This is a genomic window from Pseudoalteromonas sp. Scap06 (assembly GCF_013394165.1).
Classification (GTDB): Bacteria; Pseudomonadota; Gammaproteobacteria; order Enterobacterales; family Alteromonadaceae; genus Pseudoalteromonas.
In genome coordinates, this window is sequence record NZ_CP041330.1 from 351,468 (window position 1) to 372,220 (window position 20,753).

Below are 20,753 nucleotides of genomic sequence, written 5' to 3' on the forward strand. Positions count from 1 at the left end.
ATTTGTTCAGTATCGCATAATACGCTGCAATATTAATCCTTGATCATTGAAAAAATCCTTAGTTATAGACGATTAATTATTGCCAAGCTTGTGATAGAATCCTTGCCTAATTTTTTCACACAGTAAGATCATGCAAATAATGACCGCATCTTCACTTAATTCACGAGAGAAACGCGCCGCCGTATCGTTAGCGAGTGTGTTTGCATTTAGAATGCTCGGCTTGTTTATGCTGATGCCTGTTTTAGCTATTTATGGTCAATCGCTTGAAGGCTTTTCACCTTTATGGATAGGTTTTGCAATTGGTGCGTATGGTTTAACGCAGGCCGTATTACAAATACCTATGGGGCGACTGTCTGATAAAATTGGCCGTAAAAAAGTGATTGTAGGTGGTTTGCTTGTATTTGCCTTGGGTTCAGTAGTTGCGGCTTTAGCTGAGTCCATACAAATGGTAACGGTAGGGCGTGCCTTGCAAGGTATGGGCGCTATCGCCAGCGCATTGTTAGCGTTTGCATCAGATTTAAGTCGTGACGAACAGCGACCAAAAGTAATGGCAGTTATTGGCATGAGCATAGGTATGAGCTTTGCCTTCGCTATGCTACTTGGACCTATAGTGGCAGCTTCATGGGGTATAGCCGGAGTGTTTTGGTTAACTGCTATACTGGCTTTATTAGGTATTTTTATTGTCACTATGCTGGTACCCAGTGCAATAAATAAAGCCCCTAAAGGCGATACACTTGCCAGCTTTAGTGACATTAAAAAGCTAATTAAACATCCGCAGCTTGCGCGTCTAAATGCAGGTGTATTATTGCTGCATTTAACATTGACGACTATTTTTGTAGTATTGCCAAGTCAACTAATTAAAGATGGACTTGTGGCTGAAAACCATTGGCAGCTTTATATTCCTGTTTTATTTTTAGCGTTTTTCTTGATGGTGCCAGTAATGATAGTGGCAATTAAAAAAGAGAAAGAAAAACAGGCGTTTATTGGTTCAGTGATGGTCTTAATAATAAGTATGTTTAGCATGTCAATATGGGCCAATAGTGTTGTTGGTATTGCGGTTTGTATGCTGTTATATTTTGTTGCTTTTAACTTTTTAGAAGCCACTATGCCAGCTCTTGTGTCGCGTATTGCTCCAGCAAGCCAAAAAGGCTCCGCCATGGGTGGGTATTCATCTAGCCAGTTCTTAGGGGCTTTTTTAGGCGGTATGTTAGGCGGGTATGTAGCACAAACCACTAGTACGCAAGCTGTGTTTGCGGCGGCGGCACTTGTTGGGGTAATATGGCTTATTATTGCGTGGAAAATGCAAGTCCCACCGAAAAGCAAAGTTATTAGTTTAATGACCCAATTAGATTCTGAAGAGCAGGCACAAACACTAGCTTCTCAGTTAGTTGCTTTACCCGGCGTAATAGAAGCAACCGTAGTTCGCGATGAAAGTCGAAGCTACTTAAAGATTAATGATAAAGAATTTGACCTAGACCAAGCCCGAAGAGTGGCTGGTTTAATCTAACGTTTATAGGAGATGGTTCCATGGCACGCGGTGTGAACAAAGTAATTTTGGTTGGTAATTTAGGGCAAGATCCTGAAGTTCGTTACATGCCTAATGGTAATGGCGTAGCAAATATTACCTTAGCAACTTCAGACAGCTATAAAGATAAAAACACTGGCCAAATGGTTGATAAAACTGAGTGGCACCGTGTGGTATTTTTTGGCAAATTAGCTGAAATTGTAGGCGAATACTGCCGCAAGGGTTCACAAATTTACGTAGAAGGTAAACTTCAAACTCGTAAATGGACTGACCAACAAGGCCAAGAAAAGTACACTACAGAAATTGTTGTTGATGGCTTTACTGGTCAAATGCAAATGTTAGGTGCACGTGGTGGCGACCAACAAAGTGGTGGCTATCAAGGTAACCAAGGTGGTCAACAAAGTGGCGGTTATCAAGGCGGACAGCAAAGCGGTAGCTATGGTCAAAATAACCAAGGCCAAAATAGTCAGCAAGGCAGTTATGCTCCACAGCAACAATCTGCACCTGCCCAGCAGCCAGCGCCGCAACAAAACAACCAGTATCAACCACAGCAGCAAGGTGGTTTTGCACCTCAGCAAAATAATGCACCACAACAGCAAGGCGGGTTTGCTCCTAAGCCGCAAAATGCACCGCAAGGTGGCGCATCAAATCCAATGGAACCAACAATCGACTTTGATGACGATATTCCTTTCTAATTTCCAACTTTTTAGTTTAAAAAGTATTAAAAAAGAGCCCTGAGTAATCAGGGCTTTTTTTATTGATAATAATTACTATCCCTCTCGTTTATCCTCAGCTGAGTGAGTAAATACTCCTCATTAAAAAGCTGTAAATAGCTTTAAGGTTTTCAAAGCAGGGCGGCACTCCCATTTATGCGCACAAAGATGAAGCCATTACTAATTTTGTTGACCACTAAATATAATGTTTATAAACATTAAGTATTAATAATAAAACAGCTACTAAACTTTTATTATTGGCTTGTGCAATTGCAAATAGTAGACAACACTTTAATAACTTATTTAATGAGCGGGTAAGTTATGAAAGCCAGTCAGTTTCAGTTTTCCAATTACGTTAGTGCCTTATTTTACGCTCTGTGTTTTATGCTATTTATTATTTTTAATAGTGGTTTAAATTTAGTTTTACAACATCAAAATAAGCAAACAGGTATAGAGCTCGCTAAGCAACTGCAGCAGCCGTTAGCCAATGAGCAGCAACTTTTAGCTAATACACCTTTTACCCTGGCTCCAGATAAAGTTTCTGTTTATATAAAGCAGAAAAAGCACTATTTCAGCTCTAATTCAAAAGGGATTCTGTTATATTCATGGCCTACCTGGTATGCCTATAACTACCTATTTATAATAATGAATATGTTTATTTTGGCCATTATTTTTGCTGCTAGGCGCTTTATATTGTTTAAAGCGACCAAAAATAGTTCAGTGACGTTGAAGCGCAAGCAAAACGATGGTTATAAAAAGGTATGCCATACGCCTAGAATAAAGCCTACACAACCGGTATTAGAAAACGTAGTCAAGGAGCAGAAAATAATTGGCTATAATATATTTGCGCTCATTCAATGCGAATGCCATTTTGATACAAACACGGACTTACCAGCGACTCTTAAAGTATTGCTAGCAAAAGACTTTACCAATACTGCTGTAATATCCGTTAAGCAATTAACAGCGGGTAAGTTTGCTTTTACTTTCACAGGGGTTAGTGCAATTGATAAAAAAAGTTGCGCTAAATACTTACATCAATACATGCTTAATGCAGCCCATATTTTAGCCCCTAGAGTGGCTGACGAGAGTATAAAGTTAGGTTTGTGTACTTACTACTCGAATGCTGATCAGGTGATGGTGTATCAGCTTGCCAGATCGTCACTCACACTATCAATGCAAAGTAGAGTGCAGCATTATCATCAATTGGCAATCAATTGCAGCCATCTTCAAATGCTTAATAAAAACTTAGTTATGAAGCGAGTTGAAAAACAAAAATTAGCGATTTTATTTCAACCTGTATACGAGTTGGATAGCGGCGCTATTATCAAACATCATGTTTTAATTAAAAGTAGCGATAAGACAAATAAGCAATTATTTAATCAAGATTATATAAGCCAGTTTTACAATGAGGATGAGGCATTACTACTTGACCAAGCGGTTGTTATACAGGTTAAAAAGCTGCTGCTAATAGAAAAGTCATCGTCTGTTATTAGTATTAAATTGCATCCTAAAAACTGGTTTAATAGTGAGTTTTGGTGTTGGCTAAGTAAACATATGAGTGAGTTGAAAAGCCTTCATACGTTACAGTTTTTGATAAATGAGGCTGATTTCTTAAATAGCCAAGATCGATTGCAGGCTGCTTTTTCGACCATAACAGCGCTCAACTTTAATATCGTTATTGATGAGGTTAGAAGTAGTAAGAGCATATTTAACTTCACCCATAACAGGCAAATAGCGGGGCTTAATTTGGCCCATGAACTTGTTCATGGCATAGATCATAATTATTTACAGCAGAAATCTGTCAGGGGAATTGTGCATATTGGTAAATTATTAAGTTTGCCAGTGGTGGCCTCGAGTGTAGAAACGTATCAAGAATTGCAATTTTTAAAAGTGATAGGTGTTAGTACTGCACAAGGAGGGTATTTCTCTGGATTATTACCCGACTTCACTCAAGTTGCATTTCATTAGCTAGTTAAACAAGTCCACGATATTTTAGCCCGTCCAAACCTTGCAGCCCTCCTGTATGAACGGCAATAATTTTGCTGCCAGGGGGAAAGTAGTCGTTGTTAATGAGCTGCCAAAGTGCATACATCATTTTTCCGCTGTAAATAGGTTCCAGTGGTAACTGATATTGCTGCTGCATGTACTGGCAAAACTGCCATAGCTCAGTAGTAAAGCGACCATATCCGCCATCATGGAACTGTGTAAGTAACTGCCAATTACTTTGTGATTTTGCTTTAGGACTAAGAGCCCGTATTTCATCTCGCAGGTAGTCGGCTTGCTTTAAAACTGCAACACCTAATACAGTGCTTTTACTTGAGCTGCCCTCTATTAAGCCCGCCAAGGTTCCACCACTGCCAGTAGGACAGATTAAGTAGTCGTGCTCAGGTAAACTTTGGGCAAGTTCTTTACATCCTTCTATAGCAAACTCGTTTGTGCCTCCTTCAGGTAGGATATATGCATTGGGGAATCGTGCCTGTAATACTGTTAAATATGCTTTCTCATTTCGTTGTCGGTACTCTAATCGATTCACTACATGTAATCGCATGCCACATTGCTTTGCAAATTTTAACGTTGGATTATTGAGATCAAGTTCAGGGCCTCTAACAATTGCGTGGGTTACTAGGTTAAATTCTTTCCCCGCGGCTGCGCACGCGTGAATATGATTTGAAAAAGCCCCACCAAAAGTCAGTAATTCTGTTTTACCTTGTTGTTGCATGCGAGCTAAATTGTATTTGAGCTTACGCCATTTATTACCACTAATAACAGGGTGTAATAAATCATCACGCTTGATGTTTAACGTAATGTTTTTTTCTGCTAGCAATTTGTTATTAATTGGTTGTAAATAACTATGTTCATTAATACTGAATTGTATTGGCATTATCACTCTTTTTTATTAGTTACATGGTGAATGTGCTGTTTAATAGCGTTATTTTGACTCAAATTTTATTACTTAAGCAAATTAAAAAATATGTATGCGCCGCTAAATTGGTATCTTTTGGGCGTAAAAGGCAGATAAATCTCGGTGTTGTTAAATAAATTAGCTATTTAGTACAAATGAAACGGTTATTTACTGGCATGAAACGGGATAATAGTTGTAAACTGAGATAATAAATGAACAAAGCTTGTGTTTTGTGCTTCAAGTACATAGCATAAGGTTTTATTATAAAAAATAATAATAACCAAATAATTGCCGCTTTTTTGGGACTGGAATATATGCGAATTGCTCCTTTATCTCTATTAATTTCTGCTAGCTTTTTTGCCAGCACAGTATTTGCACAAGATACAACTACTGTAAATAGAATTGAATCAGAGATTAATACGAAACAAACAGAATACACTCGTTCAACAACGATGCTCGATAAATATTTACAAGAAGAGAATCAGCTTCAAACCCAGCTTGAACTGCTTAGAGCGCGTTCAACACAACTTGATAAAGAAAAAAATCAAGCATTGGATGCGATGAATGACATGTATCGACGCTTAATTAATAATCCATCGCTTGATATTACGCAGGCGCAATCTCGTTATCAAAAAGCCGTTGTTGACCAAGAACAAAACAAAAATGATATCTCTATGCAATTGGCGGCAATTGCATCCCATCTAAAAGATATTGAGCAAATTCGCGCTGATAAACATGCTCTTCAGAACACTATTGAAAGTTTAAAAGTGCAATACACCACTGCGCGTGTAGAGCGATTGCGCAACGAATTTACCCGTGAAGGGACACTTGAAGTCGACCACACCCTTAATTGTAAGCGTACTGAAACACTAGCGGCATGTGAGCAACGCGGACAGCAGATGGGGCTGAAAAAGGCGACTAAGCGCTTTTTAGATCAAATATTTGAAAACCTTACCGAAAAACGTCTTGTCGAACCTAAGCGAGATATGGCAGGAGCGCAAGTACAGATTTTAAGTAGCCATGTGATTAAGAGCGCTTTTAGCGGGCAAGGTGATTACAACGTCAATTTAAGCGTTACTATGCGTGGAGATGTAAACAGTAGCCGTTTGTGTCACTTATTAAGTGTAAATAACAGTTTTTGTTCAGAGTATGGTACCCCGCTGACAAATACTTATCAGCCTGCTTATAGCACTACTTTTTCAGATAGTCAGTTAACATTCAGCGATAATGCGGATAATAAGGCGGTCGCTGTTGTTGCAAAAACAGCTAACAAAAAGCCAAAAGTGGTCGCTGAGCAAAAGAAAGATCAGTTAATCCAGTTAACTTTGCGCTCAAACGTGCATGGCGATGAAGTTTTTATTAACGACATTCGTGTTGGCTCAACTCGCTTAGTAACAAGGTTACCGCGTGGTTTACACAAATTAGAAATACGCAAAGACGGTTATGTTCCTTACAAAGCACGTATTGATTTAAAGAAGACACGTACACTTTTCGCTAAGTTAGAAAAAAAGTCAGAGTCGATTGCTGCACCGACTAAAAAGCGAGAGCAAATAATACAAGCAGATTGCCCTAAAGGAATGGAAGTTGATACGCAGCCACCAACAGTGGATTCGTCAGCGGTAGTAATCCCTGTTGGCACATTTAAAATGGGCGATATTAACGGCAATGGACTGGAAAATGAGCGTCCCGTTGTTGAAAAAACGATTAGTGAAGCGTTTGTTATGCAAAGTAAAGAAGTCACTGTCGGCGCATTTGAGAAGTTTGTAAACGAAACGCAATATAAGACTGAAGCTGAAAAAGGCAAAGGGTGTGCTTATTATCTAAATGGCGAACCCGTTTGGGAAGCAAGCTTAAACTGGCGAGCTCCTGGGTTTGAGCAAACTAGTGATTTTCCAGCTGTGTGTTTGACAAAAAATGATGCTGTAGCTTATGCAGAATGGTTTTCTGATAAAACAGCGCAAACGTATCGCCTACCTACAGAGGTTGAGTGGGAATATGCAGCGCGTGCAGGTACAGATACTGAATACCCTTGGGGTAACGAAATTGGTAAAAACTTAGCAAACTGTGGTTGGTGTGGTAGCGAATGGTCAAACAAACGCACTGCACCGGTAGGGTCTTTTTCTGCAAATGCATTTGGTTTATACGACACCGTGGGCAATGTATGGGAATGGACTGGTAGCACAGAGAATAAAAAAAATGCAGTGGTTCGTGGCGGCGCATGGAATTTTGCACCTAGCCTTGCTCGTGCCTCAACGCGTTTAATCCTAGCGCCAGACTTTAGAGCTAATTACATTGGCTTTCGCTTAATGAGCGAACAATAATATTTAATGAGGAAGCAAACGCTTCCTCTTTTTAATGATTACAAAGACGGCTGCGCTTTATATTGCTCATTACATTGAGAATGTTAAAGTAAGCGCAACTAAAATAAGAACGAATTTCAAAGGTCATCCAGCCTCATGTTTAAAAAACTCCGTGGTATTTTTTCAAACGATCTATCGATCGATCTAGGTACAGCCAACACACTAATTTATGTAAAAGAAGAAGGGATCGTATTAAACGAACCTTCAGTAGTTGCTATTCGTCAAGAACGTGCTGGTGGACCTAAAAGTGTTGCATCTGTAGGTACAGAAGCTAAGCAAATGTTAGGACGTACGCCTGGTAATATTAAAGCTATTCGTCCGATGAAAGATGGTGTGATTGCTGATTTTTATGTGACCGAAAAAATGCTCCAGCATTTTATTAAGCAAGTGCACAACAATAACTTTATGCGACCAAGCCCACGTGTACTTATTTGTGTACCTTGTGGCGCTACACAGGTTGAAAAGCGTGCAATTCGCGAATCAGCGATGGGTGCAGGCGCTCGTGAAGTTTACTTAATTGAAGAGCCTATGGCTGCTGCAATTGGTGCTGGCTTACCGGTATCAGAAGCAACGGGTTCTATGGTTGTTGATATTGGTGGCGGTACAACCGAAGTGGCTATTATCTCACTCAATGGTGTTGTCTACTCGTCATCTGTACGTATTGGTGGCGACAAGTTTGATGAAGCCATTATTAATTATGTTCGTCGTAACTTTGGTAGCTTAATTGGTGAAGCCACGGCTGAGAATATTAAACATCAAATTGGCTCTGCATTTAAAACAGACGAACCAGTAGAAATCGAAGTGCGTGGTCGTAACCTTGCAGAAGGTGTTCCTCGTTCGTTTACACTTAATTCGCATGAAATTTTAGAAGCATTACAAGAGCCGCTAATGGGGATTGTAAGTGCAGTAATGGTTGCACTTGAACAGTCACCACCGGAGCTGGCATCTGATATTTCAGCGCACGGTATGGTATTAACTGGCGGCGGCGCGTTACTAAAAGATTTAGATCGCCTACTCATGGAAGAAACTGGTATTCCAGTGGTTGTTGCTGATGATCCACTTACCTGTGTTGCTCGTGGCGGCGGTAAAGCGCTTGAGATGATTGATGTGCACGGTGGTGACGTTTTTAGTTACGACTAATGAAATCAATGTTTGAAAAAACAATCTCTTTGCAACTGCGACTTTTTGTCGCAGTGCTTTTGAGTATCGTATTGATCCTTGGAGATAAATACACAAAGGGTGGTGAAAATATTCGCACCAGTTTGAATACCTTAGTCACCCCTCTCATTTATGTTGCCAACCTGCCTTACGAAGTATTTAGCTTTAGCGCCAAGAGTTTGCATACCCGCGAGCAGTTGCTCACTGAGAATGAAGCCCTGAAAAAAAAGCAAGTATTGCAGAGCGAACAAATCCAGCAATATGAATTCTTAGCAAAAGAAAATCAAAAACTAAGAGCATTAATGGGCTCGTCTTCAAAACATACCAATCGTAAAATTATTGCTCAAGTACTTTCTGTTCACTCAAATCCTTATAGTCATCAAGTGGTGATAAATCGAGGAACTACCGATGGTTTAAGTGAAAGCCAAGCAGTAATTGATGATATGGGACTAGTGGGGCAGTTGACTAAAGTGGGCTCAACCACGTCACGAGTGTTATTAATTACCGATACCACCCACGCCACTCCTGTGCGTATTTTGCGTAATGATGTGCGAACAGTGGTTGAAGGTATTGGTAAAATTAACGTACTGAAGCTGTCGCATGTGCCGCATAGTTTAGATGTACGTATAGGCGATGTACTGGTTACATCTGGCCTTGGTGGCACATTTCCTGAAGGCTACCCGGTTGCGGTGATCACAGAAATAACCCGTGATGAAGGTCAACCTTTTGCGCAAGTATTTGCTGAGCCGATAGCTCAATTAGACAGAATTCGACTATTAGTCGTGTTATGGCTAAATCAGCAGGAGTTGATGGGAGATGATTAACCGCCAAACGCTATTAATTGCGTTAAGTATTTTCTTTGCATTGGTAGTGGCATTGATGCCATTACCTTTTTCACTTGAACCATTTCGTCCTGACTGGGTGTTGTTGGTGCTTATGTATTGGTCTTTGGCTTTACCGCACCGCTTAAATATAGGCACAGCTTGGGTTGTTGGGTTATTGATTGATTTAGCGACTGGCTCTTCTTTAGGTGTAAACTCATTAACCTACTCGGTATGTATTTTTGTTACGGCAAGTAACTTTCAAAAAATTCGCAATTTTTCATTGTGGCAACAAAGCCTTTTAATTGGCTTATTTTTAACGCTTTATCATTTAATGCAGTTTTGGTTAAATCACTTTTTACTTGGCGTTTATTTTAGCCCACATTACTTATGGCCTGTATTAACAGGCATGTTGAGTTGGATATGGGTATTTTTATTACTTAGAAAATACCGTAGACACTTTAGGATCAGATAATGACTTGCGCAGTATATTTAGCTTCCGCGTCTCCCCGTCGTAAAGAGCTTTTAACCCAATTGGGTGTCGAATTTTCACAATTTAGTGTTGATGCTGATGAAAGCCAGCTTGTTAACGAACTCCCATATGATTATGTCGAACGCTTAGCGCGTTTAAAGGCGCAAATGGGGGTAGAGCAAGGGTATACCGACCGCCCCGTTTTAGGCAGCGATACTGTAGTCGTGATTGACAATCAATCTTTAGGTAAACCCATAGATAAACAAGACTTTACTCACACCTTAAAGCGTTTATCAGGAAATACTCATCAAGTGTTAACTGCTATCGCTTTTGCCACACCAGAAAAAGTACTTAGCTGTGTTGTCAGTACTGATGTTACTTTTAAAATACTCAATGATGCAGAAATAGACGCTTATTGGCAAACGGGCGAGCCTCAAGATAAAGCCGGTGGTTACGGTATCCAAGGGTTAGGTGGACGCTTTGTAACGCATATTTCGGGTAGCTATTTTGCCGTTGTAGGCTTACCTTTGTATGAGACAGAACAATTATTAAATACATTCTTAAGAGGGTAGCATGAGTACAGAACTACTGATCAATGTCACGCCAAGTGAAAGTCGCGTTGCCCTAATCGAAAACGGTGTATTACAAGAAATTCAGCTAGAGCGTATTGGTAATTTAGGCATAGTAGGCAATATTTACTTAGGTAAAATAAGTCGCGTGCTACCGGGAATGCAAGCTGCTTTTGTTGATATAGGCTTAGAGAAAGCCGCCTTTTTACACGCCTCAGATATCGTCAATAGTGCTTCTATTGTGGAAGGTGTTGACGACGAGCCAATTAAAAAAGTCCAAGATATTCGTGAGCTTGTTCGTCAAGGGCAGTACATTATGGTGCAAGTGGTTAAAGATCCACTGGGCAGTAAAGGTGCTCGCTTAACCACTGATATTACTATACCGTCACGCTATTTAGTATTTATGCCAGATGCGACGCATGTTGGTGTGAGTCAGCGTATAGAAACGGAAGAGGAACGCGCTAGACTTAAAAAAATTGTTGCTGAATATGGCGACGAAAACGGCAGCTTTATTGTTAGAACTGCCGCTGAAGGTGCAAGTGAAGCTGAGCTTCGTCACGATGCTGCGTTTTTAAAAAAACTGTGGGATAAAATAGTTTCTAAACGCCGTAAAACCAGCAAAGCGAGTATTTTGCATGAAGATCTTACGCTAGCTTTTAGAACGTTACGTGATTACGTGGGCGAAGATATGGAGCGCATTCGTGTTGACTCTAAGCTGACCTATCAAGAGCTTAAGCTGTTTACTGAAGAGTTTGTGCCGTTATTATCGCAAGTGCTTGAGTATTATCCGGGTGAGCGCCCCATTTTCGACTTATTTGATGTAGAAAGTGAAATTCAAAAGGCATTGCATCGTAAGGTGACTTTAAAGTCTGGTGGGTACCTGATCATAGATCAAACCGAAGCAATGACCACGGTTGATGTTAATACCGGTGCATTTGTTGGTCACCGTAACCTTGAAGAAACTATTTTTAATACTAATGTTGAAGCAACCTCAGCTATTGCCCGTCAACTAAGGCTGCGTAATTTAGGCGGTATTATTATTATCGACTTTATTGATATGGTCAGCGATGAGCACAAACGCCGAGTAATGCATTCATTAGAATCTGCGCTTTCTAAAGATCGTGCCAAAGCTAATATTAATGGTTTGTCGGCATTGGGACTAGTTGAAATGACCCGCAAGCGAACTCGCGAAAGTTTAGAGCATATACTGTGTGATGTATGTCCTGCATGTTCAGGACGTGGTTCACAAAAAACGGTAGAAACTGTGTGCTATGAAATCCTTCGTGAAATAGTGCGTGTTAATCGCGCTTATGCTGCTGATAAGTTTGTAGTTTATGCATCCCCAGCAGTATGTGAAGCGCTATTAAATGACGAATATCATAACCTTGCAGAGTTAGAGTTATTTATTGGTAAGCAAGTTAATATTCAAACAGAGAGCTTATACAGCCAAGAGCAGTTTGATGTGGTAATGATGTAATGAAGTTTAAAGCGGCCTGTTTTTTTTGTGTACGCAAATTATGGCAAATAAGTGCTGTAATTTTGGTGCTACTGGCCGTTATTGTTTCTATTTTAAAATACACCTTACCTTACGCAAATGATTATAAAGGCGACATAGAAAATTACCTTGATAGCAAGTTTGATATCAGCTTATCGATAGGCGCTATATCGGCAAGTTGGCAAGGTAATGGCCCAGCCCTAGTGCTCGAAGAATTATCATTTAAAGACAACCAAACCGCCCCTATTTCTTTAACTATTGCGAAAACCAGTTTAGAGCTAAATCTTTGGGAAAGCTTAAAGTCTCTTCAACTTAAGTCGAATTACTTTGTCATTAATGGTTTTCATACCAAGGTTAATGTCGCGAATTTATTTGTCGGCAACCAAGATGATGTGTCATTTGAACAAAAAGAATTAATAGAAGGGCTATTTTTAGGTGAAACCGGTCATTTTGCAATAGAAAACTCCAGTATCAACTTTGTATTAGAAGATAACAAAGAACGCAAGCTGTTATTAGAAAACATTGTATGGCAAAACCAAGATAAACAACATCTTGGTAGTGGCAGTCTAGCATTACCGGGTATTTCGGTGGGGAATTTTGATGCACGCATTGCCCTTAAGGGTGAAACCTTAGAGCAAATGGTGGGTGATTTGTATGTGCAGGCTAATCAGGTTGATGTGTCAAATTGGTTAGCGCAATATATTAATACTCAAAAGCAGCAACTGCATAGCGATTTAAATTTACAAGCTTGGCTTAGATTAGAGCAAGGCCTAGTGAGTGACGTAAAAGTTCAGTGGTTACCGAGCGCGGTAAATTGGCAGCTCAATGAACAAACACAAAATGTAAGCCTAAGTGAAGGGGGATTTCATTTATACCCTGAGCAAAATAGCTGGCGATTAAAAAGCACAGGCTTAGCATTTAGCACCGGTGAAACCACTTGGCCAAGCCTTGAATTTGAAGCCTTATTGGGTAAGCAAAATAAAGTATGGCTACAGCAACTTGATTTAGCGCTATTGAGTGATTTAGCTGAGTTGACTAATTTTACCGATTTAGCTCCCTTTTTAGCACGCCAACCTAGCGGACAAATAAAGACTGCGTACCTTGAGTTTGCCGATGCAAGGCAATGGCAACTATGGTTTGATGCTGACGAAATTAGCTGGCAAGAAAAAAACGCTGTACCCGCCGCTCAATCTTTAAGAGTTAATGGGCTGGTTAATCAGCAGTATGGTCGCATTGCGATTTTTAGTGAGAACAGCCATTTAATTACAGGTGCTAGTTTTAGTAATAATATTGATTATAACCAATTAAATATTGAGCTTGATTTAGCTAAGCGCTCAGGCGATTGGCATATTAGCAGTGATAACCTGTGGCTTGATAACAATGAGGTGACTTTAAGCGCACAAATGCAGCTGAGTTTGGGTGATACGCCACGCTTAGATTTATATGCTGAAGCGTTTGCACCAGATGCCAGTATTGCAGGTCACTATTTTCCTTTAACGTTAATGAGCCCTGACTTAGTTAGTTATTTAAATGGTGCAATAAAAGCAGGCGAAGTATCAAATACTCAGGTGTTATTTTCTGGTCCACTATCAGGCTTTCCATTTGACGATGGTTCAGGGCAGTTTGATGTAATAGCACAAATAGACAATGCCACCTATCAATTCGATCCCGATTGGCCAGCAGTAACTAATGCCAATGTAAAGCTGCATTTTGCTAATGAGCGAATGGACATATATAGTCAGCAAGGCAAACTGGTAAACCTTGATATTGGCAGTAGTGTCCATGTAAGTATTGATGACTTAATGGGCGATGCGCCGTTGGTAGTTAGTATTGATAAGCAAGCAGAGCTTGAAAAAATGCACGATTTTTTTGCCGCTACGCCTTTAGCAAATCCATTAGCTGATATTTTTAATGTTGTGCAAGGACAGGGTCTTGCAAGTGCAAATATTGAATTGCTAATAGGTTCACAATTTGAGGGGGGAGCCAGTGTCAGTGGTAAGGTTAATTTACTCGACTCACCTCTCTACATTTCTGCGCCTGGTATTTCTCTTGAGCATTTAAAGGGTGAACTTAGCTTTAATAATCAACAAATAAACCTTACAAATGCAACGGCTACATGGCTTGGTATGCCACTAACTATTAACTACAATAGTGACGCAAACGAAGAGGATTATCGCGCTAATATAAGTATAAATGCTCAGCTTGATGCACAAACACTCATAAACCATGGTCAAGGCATTTTAGATGGTTACTTAAGTGGGCAAAGTGATGTTGATATTGCTTTGGAGCTTAATTTTACCGAGCAAGGGTTTAACTATCGTGCCCAAGTTGAATCGCCACTTATTGGCTTAAGTAGTTCTTTACCTGGAGCATATACAAAAAACAGTGAGCAAGCTTGGCCACTGAGTGCGGTTATTCAAGGTGATGATATATCTAATTTGATCACCGCAAACGTTGATCAGCTAGTTTATTTTAATGCCATTCTAGACAATACTAAATCACAGTTTAATAACGCCCACTTTATAATTGGCAACAAAGATTTAGGGCTTAACGCGCAAGATTTAGCGGTAAGTATTAACTTAGCGCAAAGTGAGTTATTACCTTGGATTGATTTAATTGATCAAATTATTAATGCAGCTAAAGCGCAGCCAGAGAGTGAATCGCCAGGTATTATGCCGCCTTTGTATGAGGTTGTTGCGAATATTAACTCTTTTAATGTGAGTGGCATGCAGTTTAATGATTTTGATATGCGTTTATCGCCCTTAAATAATAACTTGCAATTAAAACTCAATGCCAAAGAATTGCGAGCAGAGGTGTTCATTCCCAGCGAGCAATCAAGTCAGCCGATTCGAATAAACAGCGACTATTTAAGGCTTAATTTTTTAGATACCGAACCAGAACTACCGAGCGAAAAATCATCTCCTGAACAACTTGCATGGCTTACAAATTTGCCAGCTATTGAGTTTGAGTGTGCCGATTGTAAGATTAGCGATTATCAGCTAGATAAAGTCAGCGCCTCATTGTTAGGCGATGGTAAAAAGCTACTTATTTCTGAGCTAGTGGTGGATAAAGGCGATCATATATTGCACACTAAAGGGCAATGGCAAAATGGTTTAACGGCAATGAGCGGCGAACTTAAAAGTGATGATATTGGCGCCTTATTTAATGAATTTGATATTACCACCACTATTAAAGACTCAAACGCCAATCTAAATTATCAATTAAATTGGCAAGCGGCACCTTATAATTTAGATATTGCTAGTTTAGACGGTGAAATTAGTTGGGATTTAGGCGAAGGACATTTAACTGAGGTGAGTGATGGAGGCGCACGGGTATTTTCATTACTGAGCCTTGATTCATTAGTGCGTAAGTTAAAGCTTGATTTTAGAGATGTATTTTCTAAAGGTTTTTTTTATAACAGTATGAAAGGCACGATGCAGATAGATAAGGGCATTGCCTATACCCAAGATACTAAAATGGATGGGGTACCTGCCGATCTCTCTATTAAAGGGTATGCAAATTTAAATACTCTCGAAATTGACTACGACTTAGCAGTAGCTCCGCAAGTAACGTCGAGCATTCCGGTAATTGTGGCTTGGATGGTTAATCCAGTAACGGGGCTTGCAGCTTTAGCAATTGATAAAGTGATTCATTCTGCGCGAGTGATCTCAGAGATCAACTTTAAAGTGACGGGCAAAATGAACGATCCTCAGGTACAAGAGTTAGATCGTAAGAGCCGAGAGGTGACTTTACCGCAAGCAGCACAAAATCAGCCGCAAGCATCTTCAGAGTTAAAGCTTAAAGATGCTGAGGTGAGCGCAGCGCAATGAGTAAATCACTTATAAGTACAACACCTGCGATTATTGCATTACAAATGTGCTCAGGCTTAAATCCTGATGATAACATTGCCACCTTAAAGCAAGCCTTAGCTGAATTACCAAGCCGGCGACCTTTGTTAGTATGTTTACCAGAAGCGTTTTTAGTGTTTAGTAAACACGCTGGTGATACGTTGTTAGTGTCTCAGCGTATTGAACAATATAAACAGCAACTCAGTGAATTGTGCCGTAAACACAATATTTGGTTAAATGCTGGCACCATGCCAGAGCCCTATAACCAACATAAATATTACGCTGCCTCACACTTGTTTAATAACCAAGGCGATATTGTTGCAAGTTATAACAAAATACATTTATTTGATGTTGAGGTAGATGACCAGACCGGCAGTTACCGAGAGTCTGACTTTACTCAAGCGGGCGATGAGATTGTGGTTGTTGATTCTCCCTTTGGTAAAATTGGTTTAACAGTATGTTATGATTTGCGCTTTGCTGGTTTATTTAATGCCTTAGCTCGTAAAGGCGCAGAAATTATATTAGTACCCAGTGCGTTTACTGTTCCAACAGGTAAAGCGCATTGGCAGCCGCTACTTGCAGCACGCGCAATAGAAACACAGTGCTATGTTATTGCTGCAGCGCAATATGGAACACATGAAAACGGTAGACAAACTTATGGTCACAGCCTGATGTTATCGCCCTGGGGTGAAACATTAAGTGAAAAACCAACAGGGCTTGGTTTTATTAGTTGTACCGTAGATTTGAACCAGTTACACAAAATTAGACGAGATATGCCGCTGCAATCTCACCAACGATTTAGAGAGCCATTATTATGAATTCGGTTGAACAGCATTTATTACACGACAGCCAGCTAAATCGAGAAGAACTCGAAAAAACATTAGCTTATATTCACCAGCACAAAGTTGATTATGCCGACCTTTATTTTCAATCGAGTCATCATGAGTCTTGGGTATTAGAAGACGGCCTTGTTAAAGAAGGGTCTTATAACGTTGAACGTGGTGTTGGCGTACGGGCTGTTAGTGGTGAAAAAACCGGTTTTTCGTATTCAGATGCAATCAATCTTGAAGCGTTAAACAAAGCAGCCACGGCTGCACGTAGTATTGCCGATGCCGGTGAAGATAAAGCGGTTAAAGTATTTAGTGATGTGGCTGCAAAACAGCAGTTTTCACCGCATCAACCAATTTCTAGCATGAGCGATACCGATAAAGTTAATTTGTTACGTGAGCTTGAAAATTATATCCGCGAATTAGCCCCTGATGCTGAGCAAGTTATTAGCTCAATGTCTGCGGTATACGAAGAAGTATTAATTGCAGCCAGTGATGGCACCTTTGCTACCGATATTCGCCCACTGATCCGTTTAAACTGCTCTGTATTGCTAGAGAAGAATGGTCGCCGTGAACGTGGCGGTGCTGGTGGCGGCGCACGCCTAGACTATGGTTACTTTAAAGAGCTTGTTGATGGCAAACCGCGTTGGATGGGCTTTGCAGAAGAAGCCGTACGTCAAGCTAAAGTAAACCTAGAAGCTATTGATGCCCCTGCAGGTACTATGGAAGTGGTATTAGGTAATGGCTGGCCAGGCGTGTTGTTACACGAAGCAGTCGGTCATGGTCTAGAAGGTGACTTTAACCGTAAAGGCGCATCTGCATTTAGCGGTAAAGTAGGTCAAAAAGTTGCTTCAGAGCTATGTACTGTGGTTGATGATGGTACTATGGCTGATCGTCGTGGTTCACTTAATGTGGATGACGAAGGCACGCCTGCAGCCTATAACGTACTTATCGAAAACGGTATTTTAAAAGGCTATATGCAAGATAAAATGAACGCGCGTTTGATGGGGGTAAACCCAACAGGTAACGCACGTCGTGAGTCATACGCGCATTTACCAATGCCACGTATGACCAACACTTATATGTTAGGTGGCGAGCACAGCCAAGCTGATATTATCAGCACGGTTAAAAAAGGCGTGTTTGCCCCTAATTTTGGTGGTGGCCAAGTGGATATCACCTCAGGTAAGTTTGTATTTAGTGCCTCAGAGGCCTACTTAATTGAAAATGGCAAAATTACTCAGCCTATTAAAGGGGCAACATTAATTGGTAATGGCCCTGAGGTTATGCAACAAATCTCTATGGTAGGTAATGATTTAGCGCTTGATAAAGGCGTCGGTGTTTGTGGTAAAGATGGTCAAAGTGTACCAGTAGGTGTTGGCCAACCAAGTTTGAAAATTGATCAGTTAACAGTGGGTGGCACGGCTTAATTTTATTACTGCCAAATACTACAAATAAAACCTTGGAAGTGCATGCTTTCAAGGTTTTATTTTGTCGGCTGTTTATTTAAATTTGCTGCTGAAAAAAATCCATAAATGCGACAACTTGTCGTGGCTGAAATTGCCTTGATGGGTAAAGAAACTGTAAGCCAATCTGTTGTTTATCTTTATTACTAAAACCGAGAATATAGTCATCAAGTAGTGTCACTAAATGACCCTTTGTCAGATCATCGCTAATATCTACCATTGATTTTAGAGCAATCCCGGCACCATCAATTGCCCATTGTCTGATCACCGCACCATCACTGCTACTCATAGCCACAGGGACGCGAATTATTTGATCTTTAAAATGCCAATCATTCATCGATTGACCAAATCGCTCCATTACTAGGCAGCGATGATTTAATAAATCGCTTGGCTGCAAAGGTTGGCCATGTATTTTTAAATATTCAGCTGAAGCACATAACACACGTTGATTGGCCTTGATCATTCGGCTAATCAAATTGCTATCGGGTAAGTTTCCAAAGCGAATAGCAATATCAATACCTTCTTCAACTAAATTGACTAAGCCATCGGTTAAATGCAGGTGTGGTTTAACTTGTGGGTTTTGTGCTACAAATTTAGCTATTGCAGGGGCAACAAACTGTTTACCAAAGTCAGAGGGTGCGGTTATTTTGAGACTACCCGAAAGGGTGTTTTTACTAAGCTGAATACTTTGCTCTGTGGCATCAATTTCAGCAATTACTCTTAAACAGCCTTGATAAAATTGCTCTCCAGCCTCGGTCAATTTAATACTGCGAGTATTACGTATTAAGAGTCGGGTTTGATAGTGATTTTCAAGCTGGTTGATACGTGCCGTCATACTCGCAGGCGATAAACCAATTTTTCGCCCAGCTGCAGCAAGCCCGCCAGAGCGCACCACATGAACAAAAAGCTGCATATCATCAATCTTAGCCATCGTTCCTCACTCTTTATAATTCAGTATTAATGAATAGTGTTTTTGATATTAACTCAATTATCAAATTTAAGTAAATAGTTAAACTGGTTGTACTCATTATCAACAGAGAAAGTTTATGCGTTTAGATCATGTATTAATTTCTAGTTGTGATTACCAGGCGATGCGACGGTTCTTTATTAATTCAGTTGGGCTAAGTGAAGGGTATCGTCCGCCTTTTCCTTTCGAGGGAGCGTGGTTATACGGCAGCGATAACGTTGCTTTGATTCATTTGGTTAATGCCGCGGGTAATAAAGCGCAACAGGGTTACTTATCAGCATTAAACAGCAAAACCCAAGGCCGAGGAGTGGTAGATCACATTGCCATTCGTAGCATAGGTTATCAAGGATTGAAAAGTCGCTTAGCGCAAACAGGTATAAGTTATTTCGAGCGAACCGTGCCAGAGCTCCTAGAGCATCAAGTATTTATACCTGGGCCTGAAGAGATGAAAGTCGAAATGCTATTTAGCAGTGATGAAATTTAATTTAAATCCAGATAAACATTATTTATAAGAGAGTTAGTTATGTGTATAGAATCCTTATTTGAAGCTAAAACCCTCGGTTGCATGGTTACGCAAAATAGAATTGTGATGGCACCTATGACCCGTTCGCGAACTGCGCAACCGGGCGATATTCCTACTGAACTGATGGCCACTTATTATGCGCAGCGTGCTACTGCAGGACTGATTATTTCTGAAGCAACACAAATTTCTGCTCAGGGCAAAGGTTACTCATTTACGCCAGGTATTTACACGCAAGAACAAATCGAAGGTTGGAAGCAAGTAACACAAGCTGTGCATAAAGAAGGCGGTAAAATATTTTTACAACTTTGGCACGTTGGTAGAATGTCGCACTCTTCATTTCATCATGATGGAACGCCAGTTGCCCCATCTGCACTTGCCCCAGATGCACAAGTTTGGGTGGTAGGCGATGATGGAGAAGGACGGATGCTTGACTGCCCAACCCCACGAGCACTAAGTGTTAAAGAAATTAAAGAAATAGTAAATGATTATAAGCAAGCGGCAATTAACGCGATTGAGGCTGGTTTCGATGGCGTTGAAATACATGGAGGTAACGGGTATTTAATTGATCAGTTTTTAAGACGCTCAGCAAATAAACGCACAGATGAATATGGCGGTAGCCAAGAAAACCGCATTCGTTTTGCCTGTGAAATTATTAGCGCAATTAGTAATGCCATTGGCGCTCATAAAGTGGGTGTTAGATTAGCGCCTTTTATCACTCAGCGTGGTATGGATGATAGTGAAGCAATTGACACTATTTTATTAGCTGCAAAGCAATTTGAGCAAACTGGTATTGCGTATATTCATCTTGCCGAAGCGGACTGGGACGATGCACCTAGTGTAACACCAGAGTTTAGAGCCGCACTTCGTCAGTATTTTAGTGGCGCGATTATTGTTGCCGGTAATTATACCGAGTATTCAGGTGCGCAGCTTATTGAACAAGGTTTTGCCGATTACATTGCATTCGGTCGTCGTTTTATTGCCAACCCAGACTTGCCGTATCGTATTCAAGAGCAACGGCCACTAAACACTATTACCGATGGGAGAACATTGTTTGGCGGTACAGCCAAAGGTTATACCGATTACCCAGCGTATCAAAAGTAACTTTCATTT

General features: G+C 40.4%; 16 protein-coding genes. 14 read left to right on the forward strand and 2 right to left on the reverse strand.

Features of this window, described 5'->3' with window-relative positions; translation table 11 throughout:
* The first annotated feature begins 139 nt into the window (after nucleotides 1-139).
* The 3 genes from FLM47_RS01595 to FLM47_RS01605 all read left to right on the forward strand — a co-directional run bounded on the left by FLM47_RS01595 (nucleotide 140) and on the right by FLM47_RS01605 (nucleotide 4,206).
* The gene (locus FLM47_RS01595; protein WP_178954744.1) at nucleotides 140-1,507 is read left to right on the forward strand and encodes an MFS transporter; all 1,368 of its coding nucleotides are present in this window, start codon (nucleotides 140-142) and stop codon (nucleotides 1,505-1,507) included.
* A 20-nt stretch (nucleotides 1,508-1,527) separates the two neighbouring features.
* Nucleotides 1,528-2,220, forward strand: a complete 693-nt coding sequence (gene ssb, locus FLM47_RS01600; RefSeq protein ID WP_178954746.1) for a single-stranded DNA-binding protein — start codon at nucleotides 1,528-1,530, stop codon at nucleotides 2,218-2,220.
* A gap of 339 nt (nucleotides 2,221-2,559) precedes the next feature.
* Nucleotides 2,560-4,206, forward strand: a complete 1,647-nt coding sequence (locus FLM47_RS01605; protein ID WP_178954748.1) for an EAL domain-containing protein — start codon at nucleotides 2,560-2,562, stop codon at nucleotides 4,204-4,206.
* 4 nt (nucleotides 4,207-4,210) lie between these two features.
* On the opposite strand, the gene FLM47_RS01610 is transcribed toward FLM47_RS01605, so the two are convergent.
* Nucleotides 4,211-5,119, reverse strand: a complete 909-nt coding sequence (locus tag FLM47_RS01610) for a 1-aminocyclopropane-1-carboxylate deaminase/D-cysteine desulfhydrase (protein ID WP_178954750.1) — start codon at nucleotides 5,117-5,119, stop codon at nucleotides 4,211-4,213.
* A gap of 335 nt (nucleotides 5,120-5,454) precedes the next feature.
* On the opposite strand from FLM47_RS01610, the gene FLM47_RS01615 reads away from it, so the two are divergent.
* The 9 genes from FLM47_RS01615 to tldD all read left to right on the forward strand — a co-directional run bounded on the left by FLM47_RS01615 (nucleotide 5,455) and on the right by tldD (nucleotide 18,117).
* The gene (locus tag FLM47_RS01615) at nucleotides 5,455-7,461 is read left to right on the forward strand and encodes a formylglycine-generating enzyme family protein (protein WP_138607169.1); all 2,007 of its coding nucleotides are present in this window, start codon (nucleotides 5,455-5,457) and stop codon (nucleotides 7,459-7,461) included.
* Nucleotides 7,462-7,596: 135 nt separating this feature from the next.
* Complete coding sequence (locus FLM47_RS01620) at nucleotides 7,597-8,640, forward strand: rod shape-determining protein (protein ID WP_013463921.1); 1,044 nt, start codon at nucleotides 7,597-7,599, stop codon at nucleotides 8,638-8,640.
* Nucleotides 8,640-9,482, forward strand: coding sequence for a rod shape-determining protein MreC (mreC, locus tag FLM47_RS01625; protein ID WP_171039612.1), 843 nt, complete (start codon nucleotides 8,640-8,642; stop codon nucleotides 9,480-9,482). Before FLM47_RS01620 ends, mreC begins: the two co-directional genes overlap by 1 nt.
* Entirely contained in the window at nucleotides 9,475-9,954 is a 480-nt protein-coding gene (gene mreD, locus FLM47_RS01630) for a rod shape-determining protein MreD (protein ID WP_138607165.1), read from the forward strand. Before mreC ends, mreD begins: the two co-directional genes overlap by 8 nt.
* The gene (locus FLM47_RS01635) at nucleotides 9,954-10,523 is read left to right on the forward strand and encodes a nucleoside triphosphate pyrophosphatase (protein WP_138607163.1); all 570 of its coding nucleotides are present in this window, start codon (nucleotides 9,954-9,956) and stop codon (nucleotides 10,521-10,523) included. The genes mreD and FLM47_RS01635 overlap by 1 nt, the downstream gene beginning before the upstream one ends.
* A gap of 1 nt (nucleotide 10,524) precedes the next feature.
* Nucleotides 10,525-11,997: a ribonuclease G gene (gene rng, locus FLM47_RS01640; RefSeq protein WP_138607161.1), complete on the forward strand. Its 1,473-nt coding sequence runs from the start codon at nucleotides 10,525-10,527 to the stop codon at nucleotides 11,995-11,997.
* On the forward strand, nucleotides 11,997-15,845 hold the full coding sequence (locus FLM47_RS01645; RefSeq protein WP_178954752.1) for a YhdP family protein: 3,849 nt from the start codon (nucleotides 11,997-11,999) through the stop codon (nucleotides 15,843-15,845). Before rng ends, FLM47_RS01645 begins: the two co-directional genes overlap by 1 nt.
* Nucleotides 15,842-16,681 (forward strand): carbon-nitrogen hydrolase family protein, encoded by an 840-nt coding sequence (locus tag FLM47_RS01650; protein WP_178954754.1) that lies wholly within the window; start codon nucleotides 15,842-15,844, stop codon nucleotides 16,679-16,681. Before FLM47_RS01645 ends, FLM47_RS01650 begins: the two co-directional genes overlap by 4 nt.
* Nucleotides 16,678-18,117, forward strand: coding sequence for a metalloprotease TldD (gene tldD / locus FLM47_RS01655; RefSeq protein WP_138607155.1), 1,440 nt, complete (start codon nucleotides 16,678-16,680; stop codon nucleotides 18,115-18,117). The genes FLM47_RS01650 and tldD overlap by 4 nt, the downstream gene beginning before the upstream one ends.
* Nucleotides 18,118-18,193: 76 nt before the next feature.
* On the opposite strand, the gene FLM47_RS01660 is transcribed toward tldD, so the two are convergent.
* Nucleotides 18,194-19,084, reverse strand: coding sequence for a LysR family transcriptional regulator (locus FLM47_RS01660; protein WP_178954756.1), 891 nt, complete (start codon nucleotides 19,082-19,084; stop codon nucleotides 18,194-18,196).
* 115 nt (nucleotides 19,085-19,199) lie between these two features.
* Here FLM47_RS01660 and FLM47_RS01665 point away from each other — a divergent pair, with 115 nt between their 5' ends.
* Both FLM47_RS01665 and FLM47_RS01670 read left to right on the forward strand, forming a co-directional pair.
* Complete coding sequence (locus FLM47_RS01665; RefSeq protein ID WP_138607151.1) at nucleotides 19,200-19,604, forward strand: lactoylglutathione lyase; 405 nt, start codon at nucleotides 19,200-19,202, stop codon at nucleotides 19,602-19,604.
* A 39-nt stretch (nucleotides 19,605-19,643) separates the two neighbouring features.
* Nucleotides 19,644-20,744 carry an alkene reductase gene (locus tag FLM47_RS01670; RefSeq protein WP_178954758.1) on the forward strand — a complete coding sequence of 367 codons (1,101 nt, stop codon included), beginning with the start codon at nucleotides 19,644-19,646 and terminating at the stop codon, nucleotides 20,742-20,744.
* Nucleotides 20,745-20,753: the final 9 nt, after the last annotated feature.